Source organism: Alteromonas alvinellae, from assembly GCF_902705805.1.
Genome location: NZ_CACSIH010000163.1, coordinates 1 through 23,918 on the forward strand (window position 1 = coordinate 1; position 23,918 = coordinate 23,918).

Consider the following 23,918-nt stretch of genomic DNA (forward strand, 5'->3'; position numbering starts at 1 on the left):
GGGGATCCCTCAGACTCTGACCCCATTATTCTTTGGGCACAAAAAAAGGGGCCTGAGTTTTCACTCAGGCCCCTTTTTCTAATCGAGTATTAATTACTCTTCAGTTGCTTCTACTGCTTCTTCTTCAGCTTCTACAACTGGACGGTCAACTAGCTCAACATATGCCATTGGGGCATTGTCGCCAGCACGGAAACCGCATTTAAGAATGCGAGTGTAGCCGCCTGGACGAGCTTCGTAACGAGGACCAAGCTCGTTGAATAGTTTACCTACAACCTCTTTGTCACCAGTGCGGGCGAAAGCTAGACGGCGGTTTGCAACGCTGTCTTCTTTAGCCATAGTGATTAGAGGCTCGATTACGCGACGTAATTCTTTCGCTTTTGGTAACGTAGTTTTGATCACTTCGTGCTTGACCAAAGAACCGGCCATGTTTTTGAACATAGCTTGACGATGGCTGCTGTTGCGATTCAACTGACGACCACTCTTACGATGGCGCATAGTTTTATCCTTCTCTACAAATCAGTTTGATAAAAACCTGATTAATCTTTTTCAGCGATGCTCTCTGGCGGCCAGTTTTCTAGGCGCATACCTAGAGAAAGACCACGAGATGCTAGAACATCTTTGATTTCAGTTAGCGATTTCTTACCAAGGTTTGGCGTTTTAAGTAGCTCAACCTCAGTGCGCTGTACCAGGTCACCAATGTACTGGATAGCTTCTGCTTTCAAACAGTTTGCAGAACGTACTGTTAGCTCTAGGTCATCTACTGGGCGAAGCAGAATCGGATCGAATTCTGGCTTCTCTTCTTTCGCTTCTGGCTCAGATACATCACGTAGGTCTACGAATGCATCTAGCTGTTCAGCTAGGATAGTAGCAGAACGGCGGATCGCTTCTTCAGGATCTAAAGTGCCGTTCGTCTCCATGTCGATGATTAGTTTGTCTAGGTCTGTGCGTTGTTCAACACGTGCAGACTCTACACTGTAAGCAATACGTTCAACTGGGCTGTATGAAGCGTCTACTAACAAACGACCAATTGGACGATCATCTTCTTCAGAGGAGCGACGGGTAGAAGCTGGAACATAACCACGGCCCATTTCTACTTTAATACGCATGCTGATTTCAGCTTCGCCAGTTAAAGTACAAATTACATGCTCAGGGTTTGCAATTTCTACGTCGCCATCATGCTGAATATCACCAGCAACAACAGGGCCAGCGCCAGATTTCACTAGAGTTAGGGTTGCCTCAGTTTTACCTTCAAGGCGAACCGCTAAACCTTTAAGATTTAGCAAAATCTCAATTACGTCTTCCTGAACACCTTCTTTGGTGCTGTACTCGTGAAGAACGCCGTCAATTTCTACCTCGGTAACTGCACATCCTGGCATAGATGACAGTAAAATACGACGTAGGGCGTTACCTAGAGTGTGGCCAAAGCCGCGCTCTAGTGGTTCCAAAGTTACTTTGGCACGAGTAGGAGAAACGTTTTCGATCTCAACTAATCTCGGTTTTAGGAATTCAGTCACAGAACCCACAATGCTTCCTCTTTAGTTAGCTTTACTTAGAGTAAAGTTCGACGATCAACTGTTCGTTAATTTCCGCAGACAGGTCAGTTCTTTCAGGAACGCGCTTGAAAGTGCCTTCCATTTTGCTGCTGTCTACTTCAATCCAGGTTGGCTTCTCACGTTGGTCAGCCAGTTCCAAAGCAGCTACGATACGCGCTTGCTTCTTAGCCTTTTCACGAACAGAAACCACGTCTTCGGCAGAAACGTTAAACGATGGGATGTTCACAACTTGACCATTTACCATGATCGCCTTGTGGCTAACTAGCTGACGTGCTTCAGCACGAGTGCTAGCGAAACCCATACGGTAAACTACGTTATCAAGACGCTGCTCTAAAAGCTGTAGCAAGTTTTCACCTGTGTTGCCTTTTAGACGTGCAGCTTCTTTATAGTAGTTGCGGAATTGCTTTTCCAGAACGCCGTACATACGACGAACTTTTTGTTTTTCACGCAGCTGAACACCGTAGTCAGACAGACGGCCACGACGGGCACCGTGCTGACCAGGCGCTGTATCGATTTTACATTTAGAATCGATTGCGCGAACGCCGCTTTTTAGGAACAGGTCAGTTCCTTCGCGACGGCTAAGTTTGAGTTTTGGACCCAAATATCTTGCCATGATCTTTCTCCAACTGTCCGTCGATTAAACGCGACGTTTTTTCGGTGGACGACAACCGTTGTGAGGAATAGGGGTCACATCGGTAATGTTTGTGATCTTATAACCTGTAGCGTTAAGAGCACGGATCGCAGACTCACGGCCTGGACCTGGACCTTTAACGAATACTTCAAGGTTCTTAAGACCGTATTCTTGTGCAGCAACACCTGCACGCTCAGCAGCTACCTGTGCAGCAAATGGGGTAGATTTACGTGAACCACGGAAACCTGAACCACCAGATGTCGCCCATGCTAGTGCATTGCCTGAACGGTCTGTAATAGTCACAATTGTGTTGTTGAAAGACGCATGGATATGAGCCATACCGTCTGCAACCTGACGTTTAGCGCGCTTACGCGTGCTACGAGCTGGTGCTTTAGCCATAACTTACTCCCCGTTTACTTCTTAATTGGCTTACGAGGACCTTTACGGGTACGCGCATTAGTTTTAGTGCGCTGACCACGTAGAGGCAAGCTACGACGGTGGCGAATACCACGGAAGCAACCCAGGTCCATCAAACGTTTGATGCTCATAGAGACTTCACGGCGTAGGTCACCTTCAACGGTGAATTTAGCCACTTCGTCACGAAGCTTATCAATAGTAGCTTCGTCTAGCTCTTTGATTTTTGTATCTTCTGCAACACCAGCGCCCGCACAGATGCTTTTCGCACGTGTGGGACCGATACCATAGATCGCTTGGATAGCGATTACGGCATGCTTGTGCTCAGGAATGTTAATGCCAGCGATACGGGCCATTAACAGCACTCCTCTTGTTTATTTGTCGACGACCTAAAAAGCCCGATAGGATACTTACCCGTCGACTAAATTGCAAATTAAGGTTCAAAATACTTTAAAACAAAACTAGCAGAACCAGACAAGTACTATCTAGGTTCTGCTTACTTAGCTTTGCGAATATCTTGTTCCGCTTAGATTAGCCCTGACGCTGCTTATGCTTTGGGTCAGAACTGCAAATTACACGCACAACACCGTTGCGCTTGATAACTTTACAGTTACGGCAAATCTTTTTTACTGATGCACGAACTTTCATTACATCTTTCCCCTTTCTATCAATATTAAGGGGCTAACTTATCGGCCGTAGCCTTTAAGGTTAGCTTTCTTCAGCACAGACTCATATTGACTAGACATCAAATGTGTCTGTACTTGTGCCATAAAGTCCATAATAACTACTACGATAATGAGAAGCGACGTACCACCGAAGTAGAACGGCACATTCCAAGCAATTAGCATGAATTCAGGCACTAAACAAATAAAGGTTATGTACAGTGCGCCAGCCAGTGTAAGGCGAGTCATTACCTTGTCAATGTATCGTGACGTTTGCTCACCCGGGCGGATGCCTGGGATGAACGCGCCAGACTTCTTCAAGTTATCTGCTGTATCACGCGGGTTGAAAACCAACGCCGTGTAGAAGAAGCAGAAGAAGATAATCGCAGCTGCGTATAACATCACGTACAGCGGTTGACCAGGAGATAGCATAAGCGCTACATCTTGCAACCACGCTGTTGATTCATTCTGTCCGAACCATCCTGCGATGGTACCCGGGAACAAAATGATGCTAGAAGCAAAGATTGGTGGAATTACACCAGCAATGTTGACTTTTAGCGGTAAATGGGTGCTTTGCGCAGCAAAAACCTGACGGCCTTGCTGACGTTTTGCATAGTTTACCACAATTCTGCGCTGTCCGCGCTCTACAAATACAACTAGGTATGTAAGAGCAATAACAATCACGCCAATCAACAGTAGGAACAACAAGTTAATGTCGCCCTGCCTTGCTTGTTCCGCAGTCTGACCTATCGCTGTTGGCAGACCGGCAACAATACCAGCAAAAATCAATATAGAGATACCGTTACCAATACCTCGTTCGGTAATTTGCTCACCCAACCACATAAGGAACATAGTTCCTGTGACTAGGCTCACTACTGCCGTAAAGTAGAATCCGAAGCCAGGGTTTATCACCAATCCATTAATCAGGTTAGGCAAACCAGTCGAAATTCCAATTGATTGGAAGATAGCCAATACAAGCGTTAGGTAACGCGTGTACTGACTAATTTTACGACGGCCTGCTTCGCCTTCTTTTTTAAGCTCCACCATCGGTGGGTGAACCACCGAGAGCAACTGCATGATAATGGATGCAGTAATGTATGGCATAATGCCCAAAGCCAGAACGGATGCACGCTCAAGCGCACCACCAGAGAACATGTTAAACATTTCTACAATGGTGCCTTTTTGTTGCTCGAACAAGTCAGCAAGTACAGCTGGATCGATGCCAGGGATAGGAACGTAAGAACCTAGTCTGAAAACAACAATCGCACCAAGTACGAACAACAATCTTGCCTTAAGCTCACTCAAGCCGCTTTTAGCGCCTGAATCCAATCCTGGTTTAGCCATCTAGCTTATTCCTCTACTTTACCGCCAGCAGCTTCAATCGCTTCTTTAGCGCCTTTAGTAACCTTTAACCCGCTTACTGTAACAGCGCGTGAAACTTCACCGCTCTTAACAACTTTAACGAACTGGATTTCTTTCTTAACGATACCAGCTGCTTTTAAAGTCTCAAGAGATGCAGTATCACCATCAACCTTCGCGATTTCAGCAAGAGTTACTTGATCAGTAACAAAGCTCTTGCGTGAAGTGAAACCGAACTTAGGAAGACGACGCTGGATAGGCATCTGACCACCTTCGAATCCTGGCTTAACGCGGCCACCTGAACGGCTTTTTTGACCTTTGTGACCGTGGCCACTCGTTTTACCAAGACCTGAGCCGATACCACGACCAGAACGCTTACCAGTAGGCTTTGAACCTTCGGCTGGAGAAATTGTATTTAAACGCATGTCTTACTCCTCCACTATCTCAACCATGTAAAATACACGGTTGATCATGCCACGAACGGCTGGGGTATCTTCCAGTTCACGAACATGGTTGATTTTACGAAGGCCTAAACCTTTAAGCGTAGCTTTGTGCTTTGGCAGACGGCCAATTGCACTTTTAGTTTGCTTTACTTTAATCGTTGCCATGTCTGATTACCCCAAAATTTCTTCTACAGACAATCCACGCTTCGCAGCAACTTTCGCCGGGCTGTTCATTTCTGTCAGCGCGTTGATTGTTGCACGTACAACGTTGATTGGGTTTGTAGAGCCGTAACATTTTGAAAGTACGTTTTGTACGCCAGCTACTTCAAGTACTGCACGCATCGCACCACCGGCGATAATACCGGTACCTTCAGATGCTGGCTGCATGTAAACTTTAGAGCCAGAGTGACGACCTTTAATCGGGTGCTGTAACGTGTGACCGTTAAGGTCTACGTCAACCATGTTGCGACGTGCCTTTTCCATTGCTTTTTGGATTGCAGCAGGTACTTCACGTGCCTTACCGTAACCAAAACCAACGCGACCGTTACCGTCACCCACTACTGTCAATGCAGTGAAACTAAAGATACGACCACCTTTAACCACTTTAGATACGCGGTTTACGGCGATCAATTTCTCTAGAAATTCACCATTTTGAACGTCTTGTTTAGCCATTATAAACTCCTAGAACTGAAGACCAGCTTCGCGAGCTGCATCAGCTAATGCTTTAACGCGACCGTGGTATTGGAAACCACTGCGATCGAAAGCCACTGTTTTAATGCCTTTCTCAAGCGCGCGCTCTGCGATTGCTTTACCGACTACCGTCGCTGCTTCAGCGTTACCTGTAGACTTAAGATCTTTCGCAAGATCTTTCTCAACAGTTGAAGCCGCTGCCAACACTTCAGAACCGCAAGGAGCGATTAACTGAGCGTAGATGTGGCGAGGTGTACGGTTAACTACCAAGCGATGCGCGGCCAGTTCACGAATTTTTGCTCGTGCGCGAGTAGCGCGACGAATGCGAGCTGTTTTCTTATCCATCGTATCACCCACCTACTTTTTCTTAGCTTCTTTACGACGTACGTGTTCGTCAGCGTAACGTACACCTTTACCTTTGTAAGGCTCTGGTGGACGGTAACCACGAATGTTCGCCGCAACCTGACCAACCACCTGCTTATCGGCGCCTTTAACGACGATTTCAGTTTGGCTAGGAGTTTCAACCGTAATGCCTTCAGGCATTTCGTATACTACAGGGTGAGAGAAACCTAGTGTAAGGTTTAGCTTGGCACCTTGTGCTTGTGCACGGTAACCAACACCTAACAATGTAAGTTTTTTCTCGAAACCTTCTGAAACACCTTGAACCATTGCGTTCAGGATAGAGCGAGCAGTACCTGCTTGTGCCCAGCTGTCAGCGAAACCTTCACGTGGAAGTGCTTTAAGTTGGTTCTCTTCCTGTGCAACTTCTACAGCGTCGTTGAAAACGCGGGTCAAAGTGCCTTTACTACCTTTAACAGTAACTTCTTGACCAGAGATAGAAACTTCTACACCTGATACAACGTCTACTGGGGCTTTTGCTATACGTGACATTTCAACTCCTCCGTTATGCTACATAACCGATGATCTCACCGCCCATGCCAGCGTTACGCGCTGCACGGTCAGTCATCACACCTTTAGAAGTCGACACGATAGCTACGCCTAAACCACCCATAACCTTTGGAAGCTCATCTTTTTTCTTATAGATGCGCAGACCTGGACGGCTTACACGTTCGATAGTGTCAATTACTTGCTTGCCTTCGAAGTACTTAAGCGTAACTTCTAAAACAGGCTTAACGTCACCAGTAGCAGCGAAGTCAGTAATATAACCTTCAGCTTTCAATACTTCACAGATTGCAACGCGAAGTTTTGAAGAAGGCATAGTTACAGAAACTTTCTGTGCCATCTGGCCGTTACGGATGCGGGTAAACATATCCGCGATAGGATCTTGCATGCTCATTATCAGCTACTCCTTACCAGCTGGCTTTCTTAAGGCCAGGGACTTCACCGCGCATCGCTGCTTCGCGAAGCTTAATACGGCTAAGACCGAATTTGCGTAGGTAACCATGTGGACGACCAGTAACACGGCAACGGTTACGTTGACGAGACTTACTAGAGTCACGTGGCAGTTGTTGTAGCTTCAGAACAGCGTCCCAACGCTCATCTTCAGAAGCGTTAACATCGCTGATAATCGCTTTAAGTGCGGCGCGCTTTTCAGCATACTTAGCTACTAGCTTAGTACGCTTAGCTTCACGTGCCTTCATTGATTCTTTTGCCATAACCCTACACCCCTACTTTTTGAATGGGAAGTTAAACGCGTCCAGCAGAGCACGTGCTTCTTCATTTGTATTCGCACTGGTAGTGATAGTGATATCCATACCGCGAACCTTATCCACTTTATCGAAATCGATTTCAGGGAAAATGATTTGCTCACGCACGCCCATGCTGTAGTTACCACGTCCGTCGAATGATTTAGGATTCAAACCACGGAAGTCGCGAACACGTGGAATAGCGATTGAAATCAAACGCTCTAGGAATTCCCACATACGCTCGCCGCGTAGGGTTACTTTACAGCCAATCGGATAACCTTCACGGATTTTAAAACCCGCTACTGATTTTCTAGCAACTGTAACAACAGGCTTCTGACCGGCGATAGCCGTCATGTCAGCTTGAGCATTCTCAAGTACCTTTTTGTCAGCAACTGCTTCACCTAAACCCATGTTTAGAGTGATTTTTTCAATCCGAGGGACTTGCATGACGCTTTTGTATCCGAACTGCTTAGCAAGTTCAGCTACTACTGTTTCTTTATAGAAATCATGCAGTTTCGCCATCGTACTCTCCAATATAATTAAACAAGTTCGCCGTTAGACTTGAAGAAACGTACTTTCTTCTCATCTTCGAAACGGAAACCAACGCGATCTGCTTTGCCCGTTGCCGGGTTAACAATCGCAACATTAGAAACGTGAATAGAAGCTTCTTTCTCAACGATGCCACCAGCTACGCCCAATTGTGGGTTTGGCTTAGTGTGCTTCTTGACAAGATTAACGCCTTCTACAATTACACGGTTATCAGCAATAAGCACTTTAAGGACTTTGCCTTGTTTGCCTTTGTCTTTACCCGCTAATACGACTACTTCATCATCACGACGAATTTTATTAGCCATTATCGTGACTCCTTATAGTACCTCTGGGGCCAATGAGATGATTTTCATGAAGTTTTCACTTCTCAACTCACGGGTAACCGGGCCAAAGATACGCGTACCAATTGGTTGCTTGTTAGCATTAAGCATAACAGCCGCGTTACCGTCAAAACGAATGGTAGAACCATCTGCACGACGAACGCCTTTTCTAGTACGCACCACCACTGCATTCAGTACGTCACCTTTTTTAACTTTACCGCGAGGAATTGCTTCCTTAACAGTAACTTTGATGATGTCACCGATACCTGCATAACGGCGATGCGAGCCACCAAGAACCTTAATACACTGAACCCTGCGAGCGCCGCTGTTGTCTGCAACGTCCAGGTTAGTTTGCATTTGGATCATGTTAGTGCTCCGCTCTTAAAATTAAGACTCTCCCGAGTCGTTAGTGCTGCTAAAAACAACTGGATGTCGTTGCTTTTATGTACATACCCCCATAAAAAGGGCGCGAAATAATAACAGAAAAGAATTTGAAGTGATAGCGGTAAATTGAATTATTTTTAAACTATGTGTGCAATAAAAAAGCCCCGACTAAAAGTCGGGGCTGATAACCACGTCATAGGTTATCAAGCAGGATCTTTTAGCGCTGAAACGTTATTTTCAAACTGCATACTCAAATGCCTAAAAACACATTCTTTTAAACGACTTACACCAACAGGTTTTGATATAAAGTCGTTCATACCAGATTTCAAGCATTTTTCTTTGTCTTTCGTTAGCGCGTTAGCGGTTAGCGCTATAATTGGAAGCGTTGAGCTTTGATGGCCTAGTTTTCTGATCTGTTTGGTCGCCTCTAAACCATCCATAATCGGCATATGACAGTCCATAAGGATAATAGCGTAAGGTGACTTTTCTGCAATTGAGCGCTTCACTTTCTCTAATGCGTCTTCTCCATTAACCGCTAAATCACTTGCCAACCCTATTTCTCTTAACTGCTCTTTAATGACGAGTTGATTAATCTCATTATCTTCAACGATAAGCGCTTTTAGCGTGCTTAACTCCTCTTTACTTGGGGTATAGCATGCATTAAGCGCAGACCTTTTCTCTGCCATTGCTCCCGCATTAGCATCGTCAAGTGTTAGCGTTGCAGTAAAGCGCGCACCTATACCTAGCTCGCTACTTACTTCAATTTTCCCGTCGTAGTGTTCTACGATTTGTTTAACTATGGATAACCCTAAACCTGTACCGCCAAAACGACGCTCCGACGAACTCTCAGCTTGCATGAAAGGCGTGAAAATTATTTTTTGCTGCTGCGCGCTAATACCGATGCCAGTATCAGTCACTATAAGCTTCACACGATATCGGCCTCGCCCATATCGCGTACATTTTGTTTCAAGCGTGACTTCGCCCTTTTTTGTAAACTTGAATGCGTTATTGAGAAGATTGATTAGAACTTGCCCCACTCTCAGCTTGTCTGCAATAAAGGTAATGCCCTTAACAGAAGCTATACTCGCGCTAAATTCCACCCCTTTTTCTTCAGCAAGCCTTAAAAACATGGGTATTTGCTCTTCGATGGTTTCGGAAAGGCTAGTTGGGGCTTCTTCGAAGGATATCTCACCAGAACCGAACTTAGAAAAGTCTAAAATCCCGTTTACAATATTGAGCAAAGCCTCTGCGCTTTGCGATGCAATGGAGGCCAACTCCATCTGTTTCGCATTAAGTGGCGTTGCTAACAATGCTTCTAACATTCCCTGAACTCCGTGAATAGGCGTTCGAATTTCATGACTCATATTGGCCAAAAAATCGCTTCGGGCTTTTAACGCACTCTCTGCCAGTTCACTTTTATGGCGGAGTACTGCTTTGTCTATTTGCATTTGCGTGATATCAACAGTAGCGCCAATCACTTTTACACAACGTCCATTCTCCATTATTGGATGGGCTCTACTTTCGAGCCATCTCGGCTCTCCAGCGTCGGTTTTCACTTCAACCTCGTAAGCAAAGTCTTGACCTGTTTTTATCATTTCCTGAAACTGATTAACGTAACTTTTTCTCTGTTCTTCACTAACAATAAAATTGACGATTTCATCTGGCTTCAATACGCGTTCACTGTGTACATGCAGCATTCGTTTTAGTGCACCTGACCACACTATCGAGCCGCTATCTACATTCAGTTCCCAAGTCCCCACACCGGCTAAATTTGTAATTTGGTTAAGTAAAGAGTTTCGCTCTTCTAGAACAACTTTTTGCGCATTCAAATTACTGAGTGCTTGCTGACGCTCCAGTTCGTTACCAATCCATGAGGCTAGAAGTAGAAGGTAATCAGTTTCTAGCGCGCCAAATGCCTCTTCTCTTGGAGAGAGCGAAGAAAAGTTAACCGTGCCATAAAACTCGCCAAACACATGTATAGGAGCAGCGAGATAACTTTTAAGCGTATATTTTTCAAAACAGGGATGGGAAGCGCCAGGCTGAATATCGATATTATGGTACGCCACCACTGTGCCTGCACTTGCCACATCGGCACAATAGGTATCACAGAGGGAAAACTTAGCATCTTCAGGTATGCTATCGCCCGGCGTAACCACACTTTGAACGCTGTACTGGTCGCCTCGAATATTACTCACAATCCCTGTTTCTAAGCGTAGAATCTCTGTGCCGATACGCAGCAAGTTCTCTAATTTTTCATCTAACAGCATAGCCCTGTCGTTAGATATTGTTTGTAGGTCTTGAATAATACTCATGAGGATTGTCGCCCTCCCGGACTGCAAATAAAAAAGGCCAATATTGTTAACATTGACCTTTTAAACTTATGAGATATTTCAAGAGATGAAAGTTTCACCTCTCATCAATTAGTATAATAAACCGACTAACCTATTAATAAAGCACGCTAATTTTATATCCTGTCGGCGTGTCTGCTGGCTCTACAGTAACGATGTAGTTTTCTTCTTCGATAAAACCAAATAATGCCGTTCTATCTAAAAGCACTTGTTCTTCGTTACTATCTTCGTAAACCGCAATCACCTCATAGTAATCTGAAGGCAATACTTCGCTTGTACTTTCAGCGAACTCTAGATTTTGGACATCATACTCAGCAGTATCGATGGTTTCATCGTTTCTTACTAAGTAGAAATCTACGTCATCAAAATCGCTGACTAGGTTTATAAAATTAACGGTTTTATCGTATGCCTGAGGCAAGCCACTTTCTACAAAGGTTGCTGCACCTAATTTGTCGTCGGTGTTATAGATAAGGATAGCCTTACTTTCACCTTGGTTAAGGGTAATAAGCTTATTGCTAAGTGATGTTACTGTACCTGAAGGGTCAGTGACCGTAACGCGATAGTCACCGTAGCGAATGGTACTAAACTCAGACAATTCACCCGCGGCAAGCGTGAAGCTCACGTCTTCTTCGTTAGTGTTACCACCAAATGTTACCTGTAACTCTGCATCTAGGTTAGTCGAATTATAAATACGATATTGTGAGTCGGCTTCTACGTCTGTAAGCGCGGTCACTGTCGAAGAGTTCAGCACCGTGTCGACCACAAGCCCCTCTTGAATAGCACCACTTACATCACGAAGGGTCATCAAGTACTCAGTTTCGTACACAAAATTAAGAGTTTGCGACTCAAACACAACGTAATCACTACCTGGTTGAGTAAGGTAAATAGTGTATTCTCCTTCGTCGAAGTAATCACTGTCGTCATCGGCGTCCCAGTACTCTAGCTCTGCCATGTTGCCAGTTGTTACCGTGCCGAGGAAATTAGCTGCCTCAAATGGGTCACCTGATTCACTCATATAAAAATCATACGATGAATCATCTACGGCCACAGAGAGCGCAAACAAACGAAAATGGTCCTCAAGTGTTTCACGCTCATACGAGTAAGTAGTAAAAGTTGGGTTGCTAAAATCACCGCTCATAACGACGATGGTTTTATAGCCATTTTTTAAATTCACCGTAATTTCGTCGATGTAAACTTCTTGGTCGTCAGAATCGGTACGAATGAACTCTAGCTCGTATTCGTCCTCATCCATAGAATACATGGACGTAGCATCACCAAATTGAGCTGAACCAAAACTGTCTCCATCCACCTCTCGCATTTCAACATTCGCGCCATTCGGTGATGCGTTATAAAACTGTATATAGGCGTAAGAGTAATCTGAGCTACTGCTGTCTGAGCCACCGCATGCGGTAAGCCCTAGCAGCGCCACAAGCCCTATTGCCGCTGCACGGAACCATGTTCCACTGCGCAAAGAGTGAGAGGTCAATTGCATAAATTGGATGTCCTTTGAAGTTGTTCTTTGTTGGTTTAAGACTGCGTTAACGCAAAGAGGCACATGTAACAAGTGCTTATATTTGCACGCACAATACAGCGATATGGCTGTCTTAAAAGAGCTTGGTTCAGGGCTTTACGCTATCTTTGCAAACCTGACCTTTCTTTATGAAAATTGACGGTTTGTTGTAGTAACTTCTTTATTCACAAAGGCTATTCGAGGTGTGTAATGGGCATAAAAAAGCCTGCTGAACAGCAGGCTTGAATGTGTCTTTGGAAACGGGGTTATCTACTCATATGAGTAAGAGAGCGTTACGCCGCTATATGACGAATACGCGCGAATACCGATGTGCCAAGTACCTGATGCTGGCGCATCAAACGTACATACTTCGCTGTTACCATTTTGGTATGGACGGCAATCATAGCTGTTGGTTTCTGGCTGTGAGCCGAACTTCACATAAAGGTCAGCGTCGCCTGAGCCACCAGAAGTGCGAATAGTCATTTGCGATACACCTTCTGGAATAGTCCATGTGTAACGATCCCAGTTTCTACGTGTGCCTGAAAGGCCTGTTAGTTGACCTGATACTGGCTCTACACCCGGCTCAGAACCACCACCGCCACCTGTGCCGCTTCCGTCACAGCCATTAGTGTTAAGATAGTTATACGCATCAGCTAACTGCATCAAACCATAACCATAGAAGTTATCGCGCCCTGCACTGCCTTTATCTTCAGCCGTTGCATTTAATGCATTACGTATCTGATTGTTAGAACATTGCGGGAAATAGCTCCACACCAATGCTGCACCACCGGCTACGTGTGGCGTAGCCATAGACGTACCGCTTAGCGCTGCGTAAGTATTCGTTGGATAAGTAGACTGCACTGCACTACCTGGTGCAGCTATTTCAACCTGATCGTTATATTGGCTGTAGCTTGCACGGTTCTCATTTGAGTCTACCGCTGCAACAGACATTACTGCATCATAAGACGCTGGGTAAGACTTTGCGCTGTTACCATCGTTACCTGCAGCTGCAACTAACAACATGCCTGCATCAGTGAAGCTCTGCATAGCGTTGCGCTCGGTAGTTGACGAACTGCCGCCACCCAAGCTCATGTTTACAACATTAGAGCCAGCATCCTGACACTGGGTGATAGCATCGATAAGGTCAGACGCGTACGTCCATTGGCCATTGTCGTTAAAGATTTTAACGATATGCATATCTACACCAGGATATACACCGACCACACCTTCATTGTTATCGTATGCGGCAATCGTTCCTGCTACGTGTGTGCCGTGACCATTGCCGTCGTTATACCAGTTACCAACAGCACTGTTATTTGCTTGTCCTGTAACACCGTCATTTGTACCAGGAAGGTCTGGGTGACCTAGGTTGTAACCCGTATCAATGATACAAACTTTGCGAGCTGTAGTATCTGACTGACCAAACTGATTCGCTTGGACCATGGTGTAGCCGTATGGCGTAGTTTGCGCCATAGGTTTACGACGAACGTCCACTTCAATACTTTCTACATTAGGGTTTTTGCGAAGCTTATTGAGTGCAGACTTGCTCATGGTAGCCGCTACCATTTTATGCTTCTTAAGCTCTTTCTTGATAGAGCCACCCGCTTTTCTTACTTCAGACTTCGCCGACGCGATATCAAAAGGTTTTTTACCCTTTGATTTAGCACTTGCGATTTGACCTTTACCTTTTAGCGCACTTACTGCCACTGTTTCAGTGGTCATTTCATCTTTGAATTTGATGATATAACGCTCTTGTTCAGTAGTAACAAGACGGTCAACAGTCAATCGCTTACCTAGTGCTTGCTTTAAGGTTTGAGGCTTTTCCTTAACTTTTACCAGACCTTCGCCTGCTGCCATTGCAGAATTACCCATTAAGCCAAGTGATACAGCTAGAGCAGCTGCTGTTAGACATGTGTGTTTCTTATTTAATTTCGAGTTCAAAATTTATTTCCTGTTTTATCTGTCTTATTAACTTCAGCACTGTTTTTGTCCGTGCTTTTGAAGCTATTTGTTATTAAATGACATACAGGTATAACCATTACCTCATACGAAAAGCTCATCCATGACAACCGACGCAACTGCGTTGCAACGACCTACCCGTTTGTCAGGTTTGTAGTTAACCGGTAGTAAAGAGGTTAGCTACAGAGCTCATATTAGGCGGCTAATCAAGTAGTTGAGTATATTGCCTTAACCCTGGTAAGTATTTTTTATACCTTAAAAAATACTTTTAAAAACACCACACTCCATGAGAAGCGCGCCAAATGTGTTCTACGAGCGCATTCATATTAGGAATAAAATTTTATAATTAACATTTATCTTACCTTTTCAAGTGTAACAAAATGTTAAAACACTTATAAATTTACCTAAAAAAAGCGTGTGACCCTCTCGGATCACACGCTTTTTCAAAATACTAACGAATTGGCGTTGAGAAATTCTTAGCGTTAATGGCTACGTTATAGTCTGCGCTGCCTTACAATCTCGTACAAGCATACACCTGTAGCTACCGACACATTTAAGCTTGTTACGCTGCCAGCCATAGGGAGCTTCACTAACTCATCGCACGTTTCTTTAGTAAGCCTACGCATGCCTTTACCTTCAGCCCCCATTACCAGCGCGGTTGGCCCTTTTAGATCTACATCGTAAAGGGTTTTGTCGGTTTCACCAGCAGTGCCTACAATCCATAGCCCTTTATCTTGAAGGTGCTTCAAGGTTCTGGCCAGGTTAGTGATTTGAATAAGTGGAACCACTTCAGCGGCGCCACAGGCCACCTTTCTTACTGTGCCATTTAAGCTTGCTGATTTATCCTTCGGTACTACTACCGCGTGCACCCCTGCTCCATCTGCAGTACGCAAGCACGCACCTAGATTATGCGGGTCGGTTACACCGTCTAGCACCAAAATTAAAGGCTGCGCTTCGCTTTCTAAAATTTTGTCTAAGTCAGCTTCATCTAGCACGCGGGCTGGTTTCGCCCTTGCTACCACGCCTTGATGTTGCTCACCACTTACTTTGTCATCAAGTGCCTTGCGCTGACAAAACTGAACCGAAATACCGAAACGACGGGCTTGGTTAACAACATTGTTAAGGCGCTCGTCATTGCGACCTTTTAACACTAACACTTCCATTACACGCTCGGGCTCTTTTTCAAGTACCGACTGCATGGCATGTAAACCGTATAACCATTCTTGCTGCGCCATTTAACGCTTACCTCTTTTATTCAATGACAGTGTTTTGCCGCTACTACCGCCTTTTGCGCTGCCGCGACTTGACGATTTTCCACCACTACGACTAGACGAGCTTGAGCCGCCTTTGCCTTTACGCCCTTTCTTATCAGAACGCGAGTTTTTGTCAGTGCGTGGTTTGTTATCAAAGCGAGTCGGAGTTCCTGAAGCCTTCTTAGCAGTCTTCACTTTTACCTTCTTGCCCTTGGTGCCGCGCAGCATAGACTTATCGAGTAATAAATCAATCTTTCTTTCATCAAGGTTGACCGCTGCTACGGTCACTTCTACCGTATCGCCCAGTCTGAACTGGCGATGACCCGACTCGCCCACCAGCGCTTGTTTTACGTCATCATAGTGATAATAGTCATCGTCTAGTGATGTAATGTGTACCAAGCCATCGATGTGGTATTCGGTAAGGCGAACAAATAAGCCAAAGTTTGTAACCGAGCTCACCACACCTTCAAAGGTATCACCGACGTGGTCGAGCATAAACTCGCACTTAAGCCAGTCAGCCACGTCACGGGTGGCATCATCGGCGCGACGCTCTGTCATTGAACACTGTTCGCCTAACTGTTCAATTTCTTCAACAGTGTAATTTTTCGCGCCACTCACCGCTTTCTTGCCTTGCTGCTTTGCAATAATGCCTTTTAGCGCACGGTGAACAACCAAGTCTGGGTAGCGACGGATAGGTGACGTGAAGTGCGCGTAAGCTTCTAGCGCCAAACCAAAGTGACCTACGTTGTCACCGTCGTAAACCGCTTGCTTCATTGAGCGCAGCAGCATGGTTTGAATAAGCTCTTCGTCTACCCGACCGCGGGTTTTAAGTACCACATCGGTAAATGCAGCGGGCTCTGCATCTTCTACAATGGCGTGAGGGATACCAATTTCACTTAAGTAACTGGTAAATGCGGTAAGCCTGTCGGCGTCTGGTTTGTCGTGAACACGGTATAGCGCAGGCGCCTCATACTTTTCAAGCATAAGAGCCGCACTCACGTTTGCCATGATCATGCACTCTTCAATAAGCTTGTGTGCGTCGTTACGCACCAGCGGCACAATATTTTCAATCTTGCGCTGGGCGTTGAATACAAACTTCACTTCTTGGGTTTCAAATTCAATCGCCCCACGCTTGGCACGGGCTTTTTTGAGCGCACGGTACAAGTCGTGAAGATTGCGCAAATGAGGTACATGAGGCTCGTAGCGCTGATGAAGTTCTTTGTCGCCCTGCAGAATATTCCACACTTTAGTGTAGGTTAAACGGGCGTGTGAGTTCATGACTGCTTCGTAAAACTGGAATTCTTGCAGTTTACCGTTTGCACTGATGGTCATTTCACACACCATACATAGGCGGTCGACTTCAGGGTTGAGTGAACACAAACCGTTTGACAGTACTTCCGGTAGCATAGGAATTACTTGGTCAGGGAAGTACACCGAGTTACCGCGCTGCTGCGCTTCATCGTCTAGGGCTGAGCCTGTTCTTACATAGTGACTTACATCGGCAATGGCTACCCACAGCTGCCATCCGCCGTCGTCTAGCGGTTCGCAATATACCGCGTCATCAAAGTCGCGAGCGTCTTCACCATCAATAGTAACCAGCGGAAGCTGGCGTAAATCGATGCGACCTTCTTTGGCTTCATCGGGCACCTGATCGGTAAGCTTTTCCACTTGCTTGGTTACGCCATTTGGCCACTGGTGCGGAATATCAAATGTGCGTAAGGCCATTTCTATTTCCATACCTGGCGCCATATGTTCACCAAGTACTTCAACAATTTTGCCCACCGGACTCATTTTGCGGCGTGGGCGCTGGGTAAGCTCTACCACAACCACCTGCCCCATTCGAGCACCGTGTGTGCTCTCTGGTGGAATGACAATTTCATGCTGCAACCGGCTGTCATCTGGCACAACCATGCCAAAACCTTGCTCAACAAAGTAGCGGCCAACAATTGGCTCGCTGCGTGGCTCAATGACTTGCGTAACAAACGCTTCTTTTCTTCCGCGGCGATCGGTTCCACTAATGCGTGCTTCTACCACATCGTCGTGAAGGAACAGGTTCATTTGCCCAGCACTGATAAATAAATCACCGCTTTTATCTACAGGACGCAAAAAGCCGTAGCCGTCTCGGTGACCAATAATTCTGCCTTTAATGAGTTCATCACGGTTTTGCAGTACGTACTTTTTCTGTTTGGTAAATTGCACCTGACCTTCGCGCTCCATAGCACGTAGTCGGCGCTGAATTCCAATTCGCGCTTCTTCGTCGAAGGCGTTCACCAAGTTACAGATATCAAGAAACGACAACGGCTTGTCGTGCTCTTTTAATAAACTCATTAAATATTCGCGGCTGGCTACCGGATTTTCGTACTTCTCTTTCTCGCGCTGATAATGCGGATCATCACTCATGTATTTTAAATTTACCTTTCGTATTTTGTTCAACGTGTTTTCGTTTTTTGGCTTTGTTCTTAAAAGCGCTGTAGAAAACATAAATATGATTGTTTAGACACATAAACCATTTTTGGTTCATGTGGTTATTTGCTGCACAGTATAACAGTATTTGCAGTAAAACATTGACTGTTATTGTGGATTCTCAGCCTGACATCTGTATGTCACAAACACTCAGTATAAAAATGGGTTTTCGTTTTTGTTGCATGAGCGTTCAACAAAACAATGACATCACCAGTTACCTTACAAACCTTTAAAGAGCAGGCATATGGATAGAAGATCGTTTATAAAGCTGTCATCGTTCGCAGGTGCGAGCGTTGCAGTGTCTACAGGACTAGCGGGCTGTACCGTTAGCACGTCAGCAAATAGCCAACCGCAAACAAACGCTACCTTTACCCATGGTGTGGCGAGTGGCGACCCATTAAAAGACGCCGTTATTATTTGGACACGCGCCGTGCCGACAGTAGATTCAGGCTCAAGCTCATCTGTAGTTAAAGCCGATATTTTATGGGAAATGGCAAACGATGCTGATTTTGCCAACGTGGTAAGTAGCGGTATTGTTGAAGCCAAAGCAATCCATGATTTCACCGTAAAAGTGGACGTAGCAGGTCTTAGTCCGGCTAACCGTTATTTTTACCGCTTCAAAAGCGCTAATAATACAAGCCCTGTTGGAGAAACCCGTACGCTACCTGAGGCCGACGTGTCTGACGTTACGTTCGGCATATTTTCTTGTTCCAACTACCCCGCTGGCTTTTTCACGCCGTATATGGAAGCAGCGAAAGACGACAACATCGACTATGTATTACACCTTGGTGACTACATTTATGAGTACGATGGCGAAGGTTACGCAACTGAGCACGCCAAGGAAATTGGCAGAACCTATGCGCCAGATAACGACACCGAGCTTTATACTCTCACTGACTATCGCAACCGCTATGCGCTGTATCGTACGGATGAAGGCTTGCTGTCGTTACATCAAAACAAGCCGTTTATTGTTGTGTGGGATGACCATGAAATTACTAACGACACCTATAAAGACGGCGCTGAGAATCACCAAGCGGATGAAGGCGATTTTTATGCCCGCCGTGCAGCGGCCGTACAAGCTTATTATGAGTGGCTACCCATTCGCCCACCTTTTGGCACCGAGCGCTTAGAAATTTATCGTCAGTTTACTTTTGGTAAACTTCTTGACTTATACATGCTCGACACCCGCGTTCTTGCACGCGACAAACAGCTTGAATACGCCAACTATCGCGATGCCGAAACTAAAACGTTTGACCAAGCACGCTTTATGAAAGACATCGGCAACTCGAACCGCGGTTTACTCGGTGAAACCCAACGCAACTGGCTACATTCGTCTATGCGGCAAAGCCAGGCTAAATGGCAGGTGTTAGGGCAGCAGCTATTAATAGGCCGCATGCTTTTCCCTGTATCTATTTTTAATGGCGTTGAACGCAAAGCAATACCTGCCCATGTACACAAACTTGCGAATATTAAACGCAAGCAAAAGCAAGGTGGCGCACTTAGCGAGCAAGAGCTTGCGCTTATTAATACCGTAATGCCTTACAACTTAGATGCATGGGATGGCTACCCTGTTGAGCGGGAACAGGTGCTGATGCAGCTTAAGTCCATCGGCAAGCCAGTTATTGCCCTTGCAGGTGATACACATAACGCTTGGCACAATAAATTAACCCTAAAAGATGGCACAGAAGTGGGGGTTGAACTGGCCACACCAGGCGTAACATCACCCGGTATGGAACATTACTTAAGCATGGATGATGAAATGGCAGAAACCCTTGCCGACGATCTTCCGCTTCTAATTGACGATTTGCAGTACTGTAATCTTCACCACCGTGGCTTTATGACATTGACCGTTAGCGAAGACCGCGCAACAGCCACTTGGCACTATGTGGATGCAATTTTAACCAAGGCTGGAAAAGTGGTTAACACACATAGCTTTGAGATTAAGGCATAGCTTTCTAAAATTTTATAAGCGTGTATAGGCTTGAGCCTATACACGTTATTTGTACAAGAAGAAACTATAAACGCTGTTTTGCACCTCGCACAATGAGCTTAGTGCTTTGAACAAATAGTTTGTTTTTAATCTGCGCTCGGCCATTGCTGAGCATCATGAAGAACACGTAGTATTTCGATGCAATTTGTAATGATGTTTTCTCGATATATTACGATAAACGGCAGGCCATTAATCACAAGTTCCCGCGTATTCTTCAATCGGCCATGACGGCCCGCTCTGGGATGTTCTGATAAGAAGCTGTTCTGATAAGATTGAGTGCGAACTATCAATAATCTTCATGACAACGTCGATAGCTACAGAGGGGCTATTTTCTTTAGCAATATGAACTTCAATTTTCTCTAAATCGGTACCTGCAAGATCAGTCCATTTGAGCTGCACGCTTAGCCTCCCATTTAGCTTTGAGATCATTATGGTCGGTCAAGCGACCCTCATCAGCGGCTTTCACTCCTTTTTCCACCTCTTGGATAAACCACTCTTCGCGAGCAACAAACTGCTTGATAGCTTCGGCCATCAGCCACGCCCTAGGCCTGTCCATCGCTTTAGCCATTTCGCCTACACGTGCAAGTGTTTCATCATCTAATCTTACTGAAGTAGCTTTTAAAGGCATGCAGATTCTCCGAGGTTCTTTGAGAATCTTTATTGTAACTGCACTAGTATTAAATGTCTTCTTTTGCTTTCTTCAACAAAGACTGAGTGCAAGACATGATAGTTAAATCGCACCAACTAGAATAAGAATCTCTAATAGTCCTTCTTAAAACCCATATAATTTAAATTACGTCCTATTCCCATCAAAGAAAGGGCAAGTTGACGGGAATAGGTAATCTCTTATTCTTTACTTTTAGAACTCGTAGTAAACGCGCACACCGGCAATACGAGGCATACCGCGAACATAGGTAGGAATACCCAAGCCGCCACCCGTGTTACCTGCATCAATCAAGAACTCTTTATCAAACAGGTTGTTTACGTAAAACTCGTAGGCAAACTTGCTGTTGTCTTGAAGCAGTTTCACCGACACATCGGTTAGTGAGTAAGTGTCTTGAGAAAGGCCAGGATAATTACTGCTTTCAAAAAACACTTCAGACTGGAAGCTGGTAAGCCAGTTAACATCAATGTCGAAGTTATTCATATTGAATACTTTGTTGATGTTTATCGCGCCGCTAACCTCTGGCGCTAAGCGGAACTTATTGCCGCCGTACTGGAACTCAGAACCATCGGCTGTATTGTCTGCAAACTCAGCATCAAGGAAACCAAGGCTTGCTGTTAGCGTCAGCGTTTCACTGTAGTTATAGGTCGCCATGCCTTCAATGCCTGACATGGTCGAGTCGCCTACCGTTACGGTAATAGACTGCAAGGTTTCTGCATCGGTAAAACTTTGCTGATAATCGCTGTATTCGTAGGTAAAAATAGCTCCCGAGAATAGGAAGTTGGCGCTTTGATACTTAACCCCCAAATCATAGCTGTCTACGATTTCAGGCTTGGTGACGTTAACACCACCCGCGTTTGCATCCACAACCGGTGAACGACGGCCTTTGGCGTAGTTCGCATATAAGTTCCAGTTGTTATTAACATCGTAGCTTACGGCAAAGCGTGGCAAGGTATCGTCAAAGTCGCGCTCTGCATCGAAAGTGAACGCACCGTCTGCGGTAGTAAAGGTATTACGCGTATAGCGGGTTTCATCGATATAGCGAACGCCAGCCGTAACATTAATATTGTCGGTCACGTAATACGACACTTCAGCAACATAGGATGCAATGTCTAACTCAGCTTCAAAGGTGAACGGCCCTTGTATCAAAATAGGTGGCAGCGCTGGATTTGAAATAGGTGAACCATCTTCATTGAACAGTTGCGACACCAACATGGCACGTAGTGCTTCAATGTCTTCTAACGACGCATCGGTAGCGATATTTTGGTTAAGTGGAATGTTGGAATTGGCTTCAAGCTGTGCTCTCACTGCGTCGAAAGTGCCGCGCACAAACGGGTCTACCATCACATAATACGGTAAAATAGAATCGTCTTGGGTGATCGACGCACCAACAAATGCGGCCAGCTTATCACCGGAATCATATACCAAACGCATCGATGCACCCTGAAGCGTGGCGTCGTTATCGAAATAAGCATCTTGAATACGAAGCGCAGAACCGTCTGCATCAAAGCCTTCGCTCACCTCTACATCTTTATAATAGGCATCGGCATGTAGGCTAAGCATTTGGTTAAAATCGTAGTTTACGGTTAAATCATAGGCTTGAAGCGTACGCTCAATACCTAGCTCGCTACCTAAACTAAATTCGGCATCAGTAAAAGGGCTAGTATCTCCACCATTGGGGGCAATAGAGCCCGATTTGAAGGCGATACCCGGCTGATCGTTATACTCCATTGCTGCGCGCGCAATGATTTCTAACTTCTCATAGCTTGCAAGCCAAGTGGCGCGAAGTGCTTGTACTGAAACACCCTGAAGATCTTCGCTGTTGCACGGCACTTCTTCACCTAAGTGGTTATACATGTTTGCATTACCATAGTAAGAGTCAGCACTACACGCATTATTTTCTACAATGCCGTCCATCTCTCGGTAAAGCCCAGCAATACGGAAACTGTGATTATCATTAATAGGCTGGTTATACATAAACTCTACTTCTTGGCCCTGCTCTGAGTTATAGCCAACCTGCACTTTGCCTTCTTGTTCAAAGGTAGGAAGATTAGAGTGAATGCTTACCGCGCCATTGGCTGCCGCCACACCAAATAGGGTTGGCTGTGGGCCTTTTAAAACCTCTACGCGAGCAATATCGTAAAGCGCAACACTGGCTACGGTTTTCTTACTGATATCGAAGCCATCTTGATATACCGAAATGCGAGGTGTAGCCGACACTGACGAAACATCATCGGTGACACCGCGAATGTTGAAAGACGGTAAGCTTACGGCTTGTTCCTGAATTTGAACGTTAGGCAAAATACGAGATAGCTCATCAAGCTCCATAATATTGGTGCGCTCCAGAAACTCGCTGCCTATAACGTCCATAGTAACGGGCACATCCATTACGGACTGCTCTCGCATTTGCGCAGTTACCGTAATCTCTTCTATATAGTCTGTTTCGTTTTCTGTGTCGGGCGCGACTTCCTGTGCAATTGCAGCGGTAGATAGTGCAAACGCAATCGTTGTGGCAAGCAAAGAGCGTGAACAAAGCGGTCGTGGGTACAGAGGGCGCATTAAATCATTCCTTTCGTGTGCTTATAGGGTGTTTTATGTATTTTTATAAGCATTTCGCCGATAGATTGGCGACAATGCTTACTTTATTTAGAATTATCGAAGCACAAGAATGTAGAGCGCTTTTAAGACGGTTCGATGAAGTATCCGTGACAAATGAAAGGCAATTTTGTGACAGACGACTTTCCCTTTCTATTTCCCTAATAAGCTCTGTACCAGAGCTCAGTTGTTATTAAATAAAGCTCTATGTAACTTTTGTTGAATAAATACACAACAAAAGTTATCATATATGACAACCCAATAGGAATAATGATGAATTGGGAAATCAAGTTTCACAGAGGCGTTAGAGAGCAAATATTGGCTATGCCACCTAAAGTGCAGGCACGTTTTATACGGTTATTAGAACTTATGGAAAAGCATGGCCCGAACTTAGGGGCTCCTCATACTAATACCAGTCCACATAGGTAATTACCCTCTCAGCGAGAGTTAAAATGTTCGTAATCGCGGCGTGTTTCCGCAGGTAT

Annotated in this window: 28 protein-coding genes; 2 read left to right on the top strand and 26 right to left on the bottom strand. The window is 45.3% G+C overall.

The features are described 5' to 3' along the window. Nucleotides 1-93: 93 nt before the first annotated feature. From rplQ to rnr, 22 genes are all read right to left on the bottom strand, one after another. Nucleotides 94-495: a 50S ribosomal protein L17 gene (gene rplQ, locus ACX5KA_RS12180; RefSeq protein WP_012519212.1), complete on the bottom strand. Its 402-nt coding sequence runs from the start codon at nucleotides 493-495 to the stop codon at nucleotides 94-96. A gap of 41 nt (nucleotides 496-536) precedes the next feature. Continuing rightward, nucleotides 537-1,526 (bottom strand): DNA-directed RNA polymerase subunit alpha, encoded by a 990-nt coding sequence (locus ACX5KA_RS12185; RefSeq protein WP_039217818.1) that lies wholly within the window; start codon nucleotides 1,524-1,526, stop codon nucleotides 537-539. Between the two features lie 19 nt (nucleotides 1,527-1,545). Continuing rightward, on the bottom strand, nucleotides 1,546-2,166 hold the full coding sequence (rpsD, locus tag ACX5KA_RS12190) for a 30S ribosomal protein S4 (RefSeq protein WP_012519214.1): 621 nt from the start codon (nucleotides 2,164-2,166) through the stop codon (nucleotides 1,546-1,548). 24 nt (nucleotides 2,167-2,190) lie between these two features. Continuing rightward, nucleotides 2,191-2,583: a 30S ribosomal protein S11 gene (gene rpsK / locus ACX5KA_RS12195; protein ID WP_012519215.1), complete on the bottom strand. Its 393-nt coding sequence runs from the start codon at nucleotides 2,581-2,583 to the stop codon at nucleotides 2,191-2,193. A gap of 14 nt (nucleotides 2,584-2,597) precedes the next feature. Beyond that, nucleotides 2,598-2,954 (bottom strand): 30S ribosomal protein S13, encoded by a 357-nt coding sequence (gene rpsM / locus ACX5KA_RS12200; RefSeq protein ID WP_039217822.1) that lies wholly within the window; start codon nucleotides 2,952-2,954, stop codon nucleotides 2,598-2,600. Nucleotides 2,955-3,129: 175 nt separating this feature from the next. Continuing rightward, nucleotides 3,130-3,246, bottom strand: coding sequence for a 50S ribosomal protein L36 (rpmJ, locus tag ACX5KA_RS12205; protein ID WP_012519217.1), 117 nt, complete (start codon nucleotides 3,244-3,246; stop codon nucleotides 3,130-3,132). Nucleotides 3,247-3,284: 38 nt separating this feature from the next. Then, nucleotides 3,285-4,604, bottom strand: coding sequence for a preprotein translocase subunit SecY (gene secY / locus ACX5KA_RS12210; protein ID WP_014977524.1), 1,320 nt, complete (start codon nucleotides 4,602-4,604; stop codon nucleotides 3,285-3,287). A 5-nt stretch (nucleotides 4,605-4,609) separates the two neighbouring features. Continuing rightward, nucleotides 4,610-5,044 (bottom strand): 50S ribosomal protein L15, encoded by a 435-nt coding sequence (rplO, locus tag ACX5KA_RS12215; protein ID WP_014950906.1) that lies wholly within the window; start codon nucleotides 5,042-5,044, stop codon nucleotides 4,610-4,612. Nucleotides 5,045-5,047: 3 nt separating this feature from the next. Continuing rightward, a complete protein-coding gene (gene rpmD, locus ACX5KA_RS12220; protein ID WP_070125765.1) occupies nucleotides 5,048-5,227 on the bottom strand; it encodes a 50S ribosomal protein L30 in 180 nt (59 codons plus the stop codon). A 6-nt stretch (nucleotides 5,228-5,233) separates the two neighbouring features. After that, a complete protein-coding gene (gene rpsE / locus ACX5KA_RS12225) occupies nucleotides 5,234-5,734 on the bottom strand; it encodes a 30S ribosomal protein S5 (RefSeq protein ID WP_012519221.1) in 501 nt (166 codons plus the stop codon). Nucleotides 5,735-5,743: 9 nt separating this feature from the next. After that, nucleotides 5,744-6,097 (bottom strand): 50S ribosomal protein L18, encoded by a 354-nt coding sequence (gene rplR / locus ACX5KA_RS12230; RefSeq protein WP_014950908.1) that lies wholly within the window; start codon nucleotides 6,095-6,097, stop codon nucleotides 5,744-5,746. A 12-nt stretch (nucleotides 6,098-6,109) separates the two neighbouring features. Continuing rightward, nucleotides 6,110-6,643 carry a 50S ribosomal protein L6 gene (gene rplF / locus ACX5KA_RS12235; RefSeq protein WP_334059908.1) on the bottom strand — a complete coding sequence of 178 codons (534 nt, stop codon included), beginning with the start codon at nucleotides 6,641-6,643 and terminating at the stop codon, nucleotides 6,110-6,112. A gap of 13 nt (nucleotides 6,644-6,656) precedes the next feature. Next, entirely contained in the window at nucleotides 6,657-7,049 is a 393-nt protein-coding gene (gene rpsH, locus ACX5KA_RS12240; RefSeq protein ID WP_039217831.1) for a 30S ribosomal protein S8, read from the bottom strand. A 13-nt stretch (nucleotides 7,050-7,062) separates the two neighbouring features. Continuing rightward, nucleotides 7,063-7,368 carry a 30S ribosomal protein S14 gene (gene rpsN / locus ACX5KA_RS12245; RefSeq protein WP_014950910.1) on the bottom strand — a complete coding sequence of 102 codons (306 nt, stop codon included), beginning with the start codon at nucleotides 7,366-7,368 and terminating at the stop codon, nucleotides 7,063-7,065. 12 nt (nucleotides 7,369-7,380) lie between these two features. Beyond that, complete coding sequence (rplE, locus tag ACX5KA_RS12250; protein WP_014950911.1) at nucleotides 7,381-7,920, bottom strand: 50S ribosomal protein L5; 540 nt, start codon at nucleotides 7,918-7,920, stop codon at nucleotides 7,381-7,383. A 17-nt stretch (nucleotides 7,921-7,937) separates the two neighbouring features. Next, nucleotides 7,938-8,252 carry a 50S ribosomal protein L24 gene (gene rplX / locus ACX5KA_RS12255; RefSeq protein ID WP_014950912.1) on the bottom strand — a complete coding sequence of 105 codons (315 nt, stop codon included), beginning with the start codon at nucleotides 8,250-8,252 and terminating at the stop codon, nucleotides 7,938-7,940. 12 nt (nucleotides 8,253-8,264) lie between these two features. Beyond that, the gene (gene rplN / locus ACX5KA_RS12260; RefSeq protein WP_012519228.1) at nucleotides 8,265-8,633 is read right to left on the bottom strand and encodes a 50S ribosomal protein L14; all 369 of its coding nucleotides are present in this window, start codon (nucleotides 8,631-8,633) and stop codon (nucleotides 8,265-8,267) included. A gap of 221 nt (nucleotides 8,634-8,854) precedes the next feature. Next, nucleotides 8,855-10,963: a GAF domain-containing hybrid sensor histidine kinase/response regulator gene (locus ACX5KA_RS12265; protein ID WP_458731266.1), complete on the bottom strand. Its 2,109-nt coding sequence runs from the start codon at nucleotides 10,961-10,963 to the stop codon at nucleotides 8,855-8,857. A 133-nt stretch (nucleotides 10,964-11,096) separates the two neighbouring features. After that, the gene (locus tag ACX5KA_RS12270; protein WP_458731267.1) at nucleotides 11,097-12,491 is read right to left on the bottom strand and encodes a DUF4397 domain-containing protein; all 1,395 of its coding nucleotides are present in this window, start codon (nucleotides 12,489-12,491) and stop codon (nucleotides 11,097-11,099) included. A 288-nt stretch (nucleotides 12,492-12,779) separates the two neighbouring features. Continuing rightward, nucleotides 12,780-14,450, bottom strand: coding sequence for a S8 family serine peptidase (locus ACX5KA_RS12275; RefSeq protein WP_039217841.1), 1,671 nt, complete (start codon nucleotides 14,448-14,450; stop codon nucleotides 12,780-12,782). 512 nt (nucleotides 14,451-14,962) lie between these two features. After that, on the bottom strand, nucleotides 14,963-15,703 hold the full coding sequence (gene rlmB, locus ACX5KA_RS12280) for a 23S rRNA (guanosine(2251)-2'-O)-methyltransferase RlmB (protein ID WP_458731268.1): 741 nt from the start codon (nucleotides 15,701-15,703) through the stop codon (nucleotides 14,963-14,965). Continuing rightward, nucleotides 15,704-18,121, bottom strand: coding sequence for a ribonuclease R (gene rnr, locus ACX5KA_RS12285; RefSeq protein ID WP_458731269.1), 2,418 nt, complete (start codon nucleotides 18,119-18,121; stop codon nucleotides 15,704-15,706). It abuts the gene before it with no gap. Nucleotides 18,122-18,428: 307 nt separating this feature from the next. Here rnr and ACX5KA_RS12290 point away from each other — a divergent pair, with 307 nt between their 5' ends. Continuing rightward, nucleotides 18,429-20,135, top strand: a complete 1,707-nt coding sequence (locus ACX5KA_RS12290) for an alkaline phosphatase D family protein (protein ID WP_458731270.1) — start codon at nucleotides 18,429-18,431, stop codon at nucleotides 20,133-20,135. Between the two features lie 125 nt (nucleotides 20,136-20,260). On the opposite strand, the gene ACX5KA_RS12295 is transcribed toward ACX5KA_RS12290, so the two are convergent. The 4 genes from ACX5KA_RS12295 to ACX5KA_RS12310 form a co-directional block, all read right to left on the bottom strand. Next, nucleotides 20,261-20,371: a hypothetical protein gene (locus tag ACX5KA_RS12295; protein ID WP_232380313.1), complete on the bottom strand. Its 111-nt coding sequence runs from the start codon at nucleotides 20,369-20,371 to the stop codon at nucleotides 20,261-20,263. Continuing rightward, on the bottom strand, nucleotides 20,364-20,573 hold the full coding sequence (locus ACX5KA_RS12300) for a type II toxin-antitoxin system RelE/ParE family toxin (RefSeq protein ID WP_458731273.1): 210 nt from the start codon (nucleotides 20,571-20,573) through the stop codon (nucleotides 20,364-20,366). The genes ACX5KA_RS12295 and ACX5KA_RS12300 overlap by 8 nt, the downstream gene beginning before the upstream one ends. Continuing rightward, nucleotides 20,554-20,802: a CopG family ribbon-helix-helix protein gene (locus tag ACX5KA_RS12305; RefSeq protein ID WP_458731271.1), complete on the bottom strand. Its 249-nt coding sequence runs from the start codon at nucleotides 20,800-20,802 to the stop codon at nucleotides 20,554-20,556. The genes ACX5KA_RS12300 and ACX5KA_RS12305 overlap by 20 nt, the downstream gene beginning before the upstream one ends. A gap of 231 nt (nucleotides 20,803-21,033) precedes the next feature. After that, nucleotides 21,034-23,397, bottom strand: a complete 2,364-nt coding sequence (locus ACX5KA_RS12310; protein ID WP_458731272.1) for a TonB-dependent receptor — start codon at nucleotides 23,395-23,397, stop codon at nucleotides 21,034-21,036. Nucleotides 23,398-23,757: 360 nt separating this feature from the next. Between ACX5KA_RS12310 and ACX5KA_RS12315 the strand changes: the two genes are divergently transcribed. Continuing rightward, nucleotides 23,758-23,862 carry a type II toxin-antitoxin system RelE/ParE family toxin gene (locus ACX5KA_RS12315; RefSeq protein WP_410369573.1) on the top strand — a complete coding sequence of 35 codons (105 nt, stop codon included), beginning with the start codon at nucleotides 23,758-23,760 and terminating at the stop codon, nucleotides 23,860-23,862. Nucleotides 23,863-23,918 lie beyond the last annotated feature (56 nt).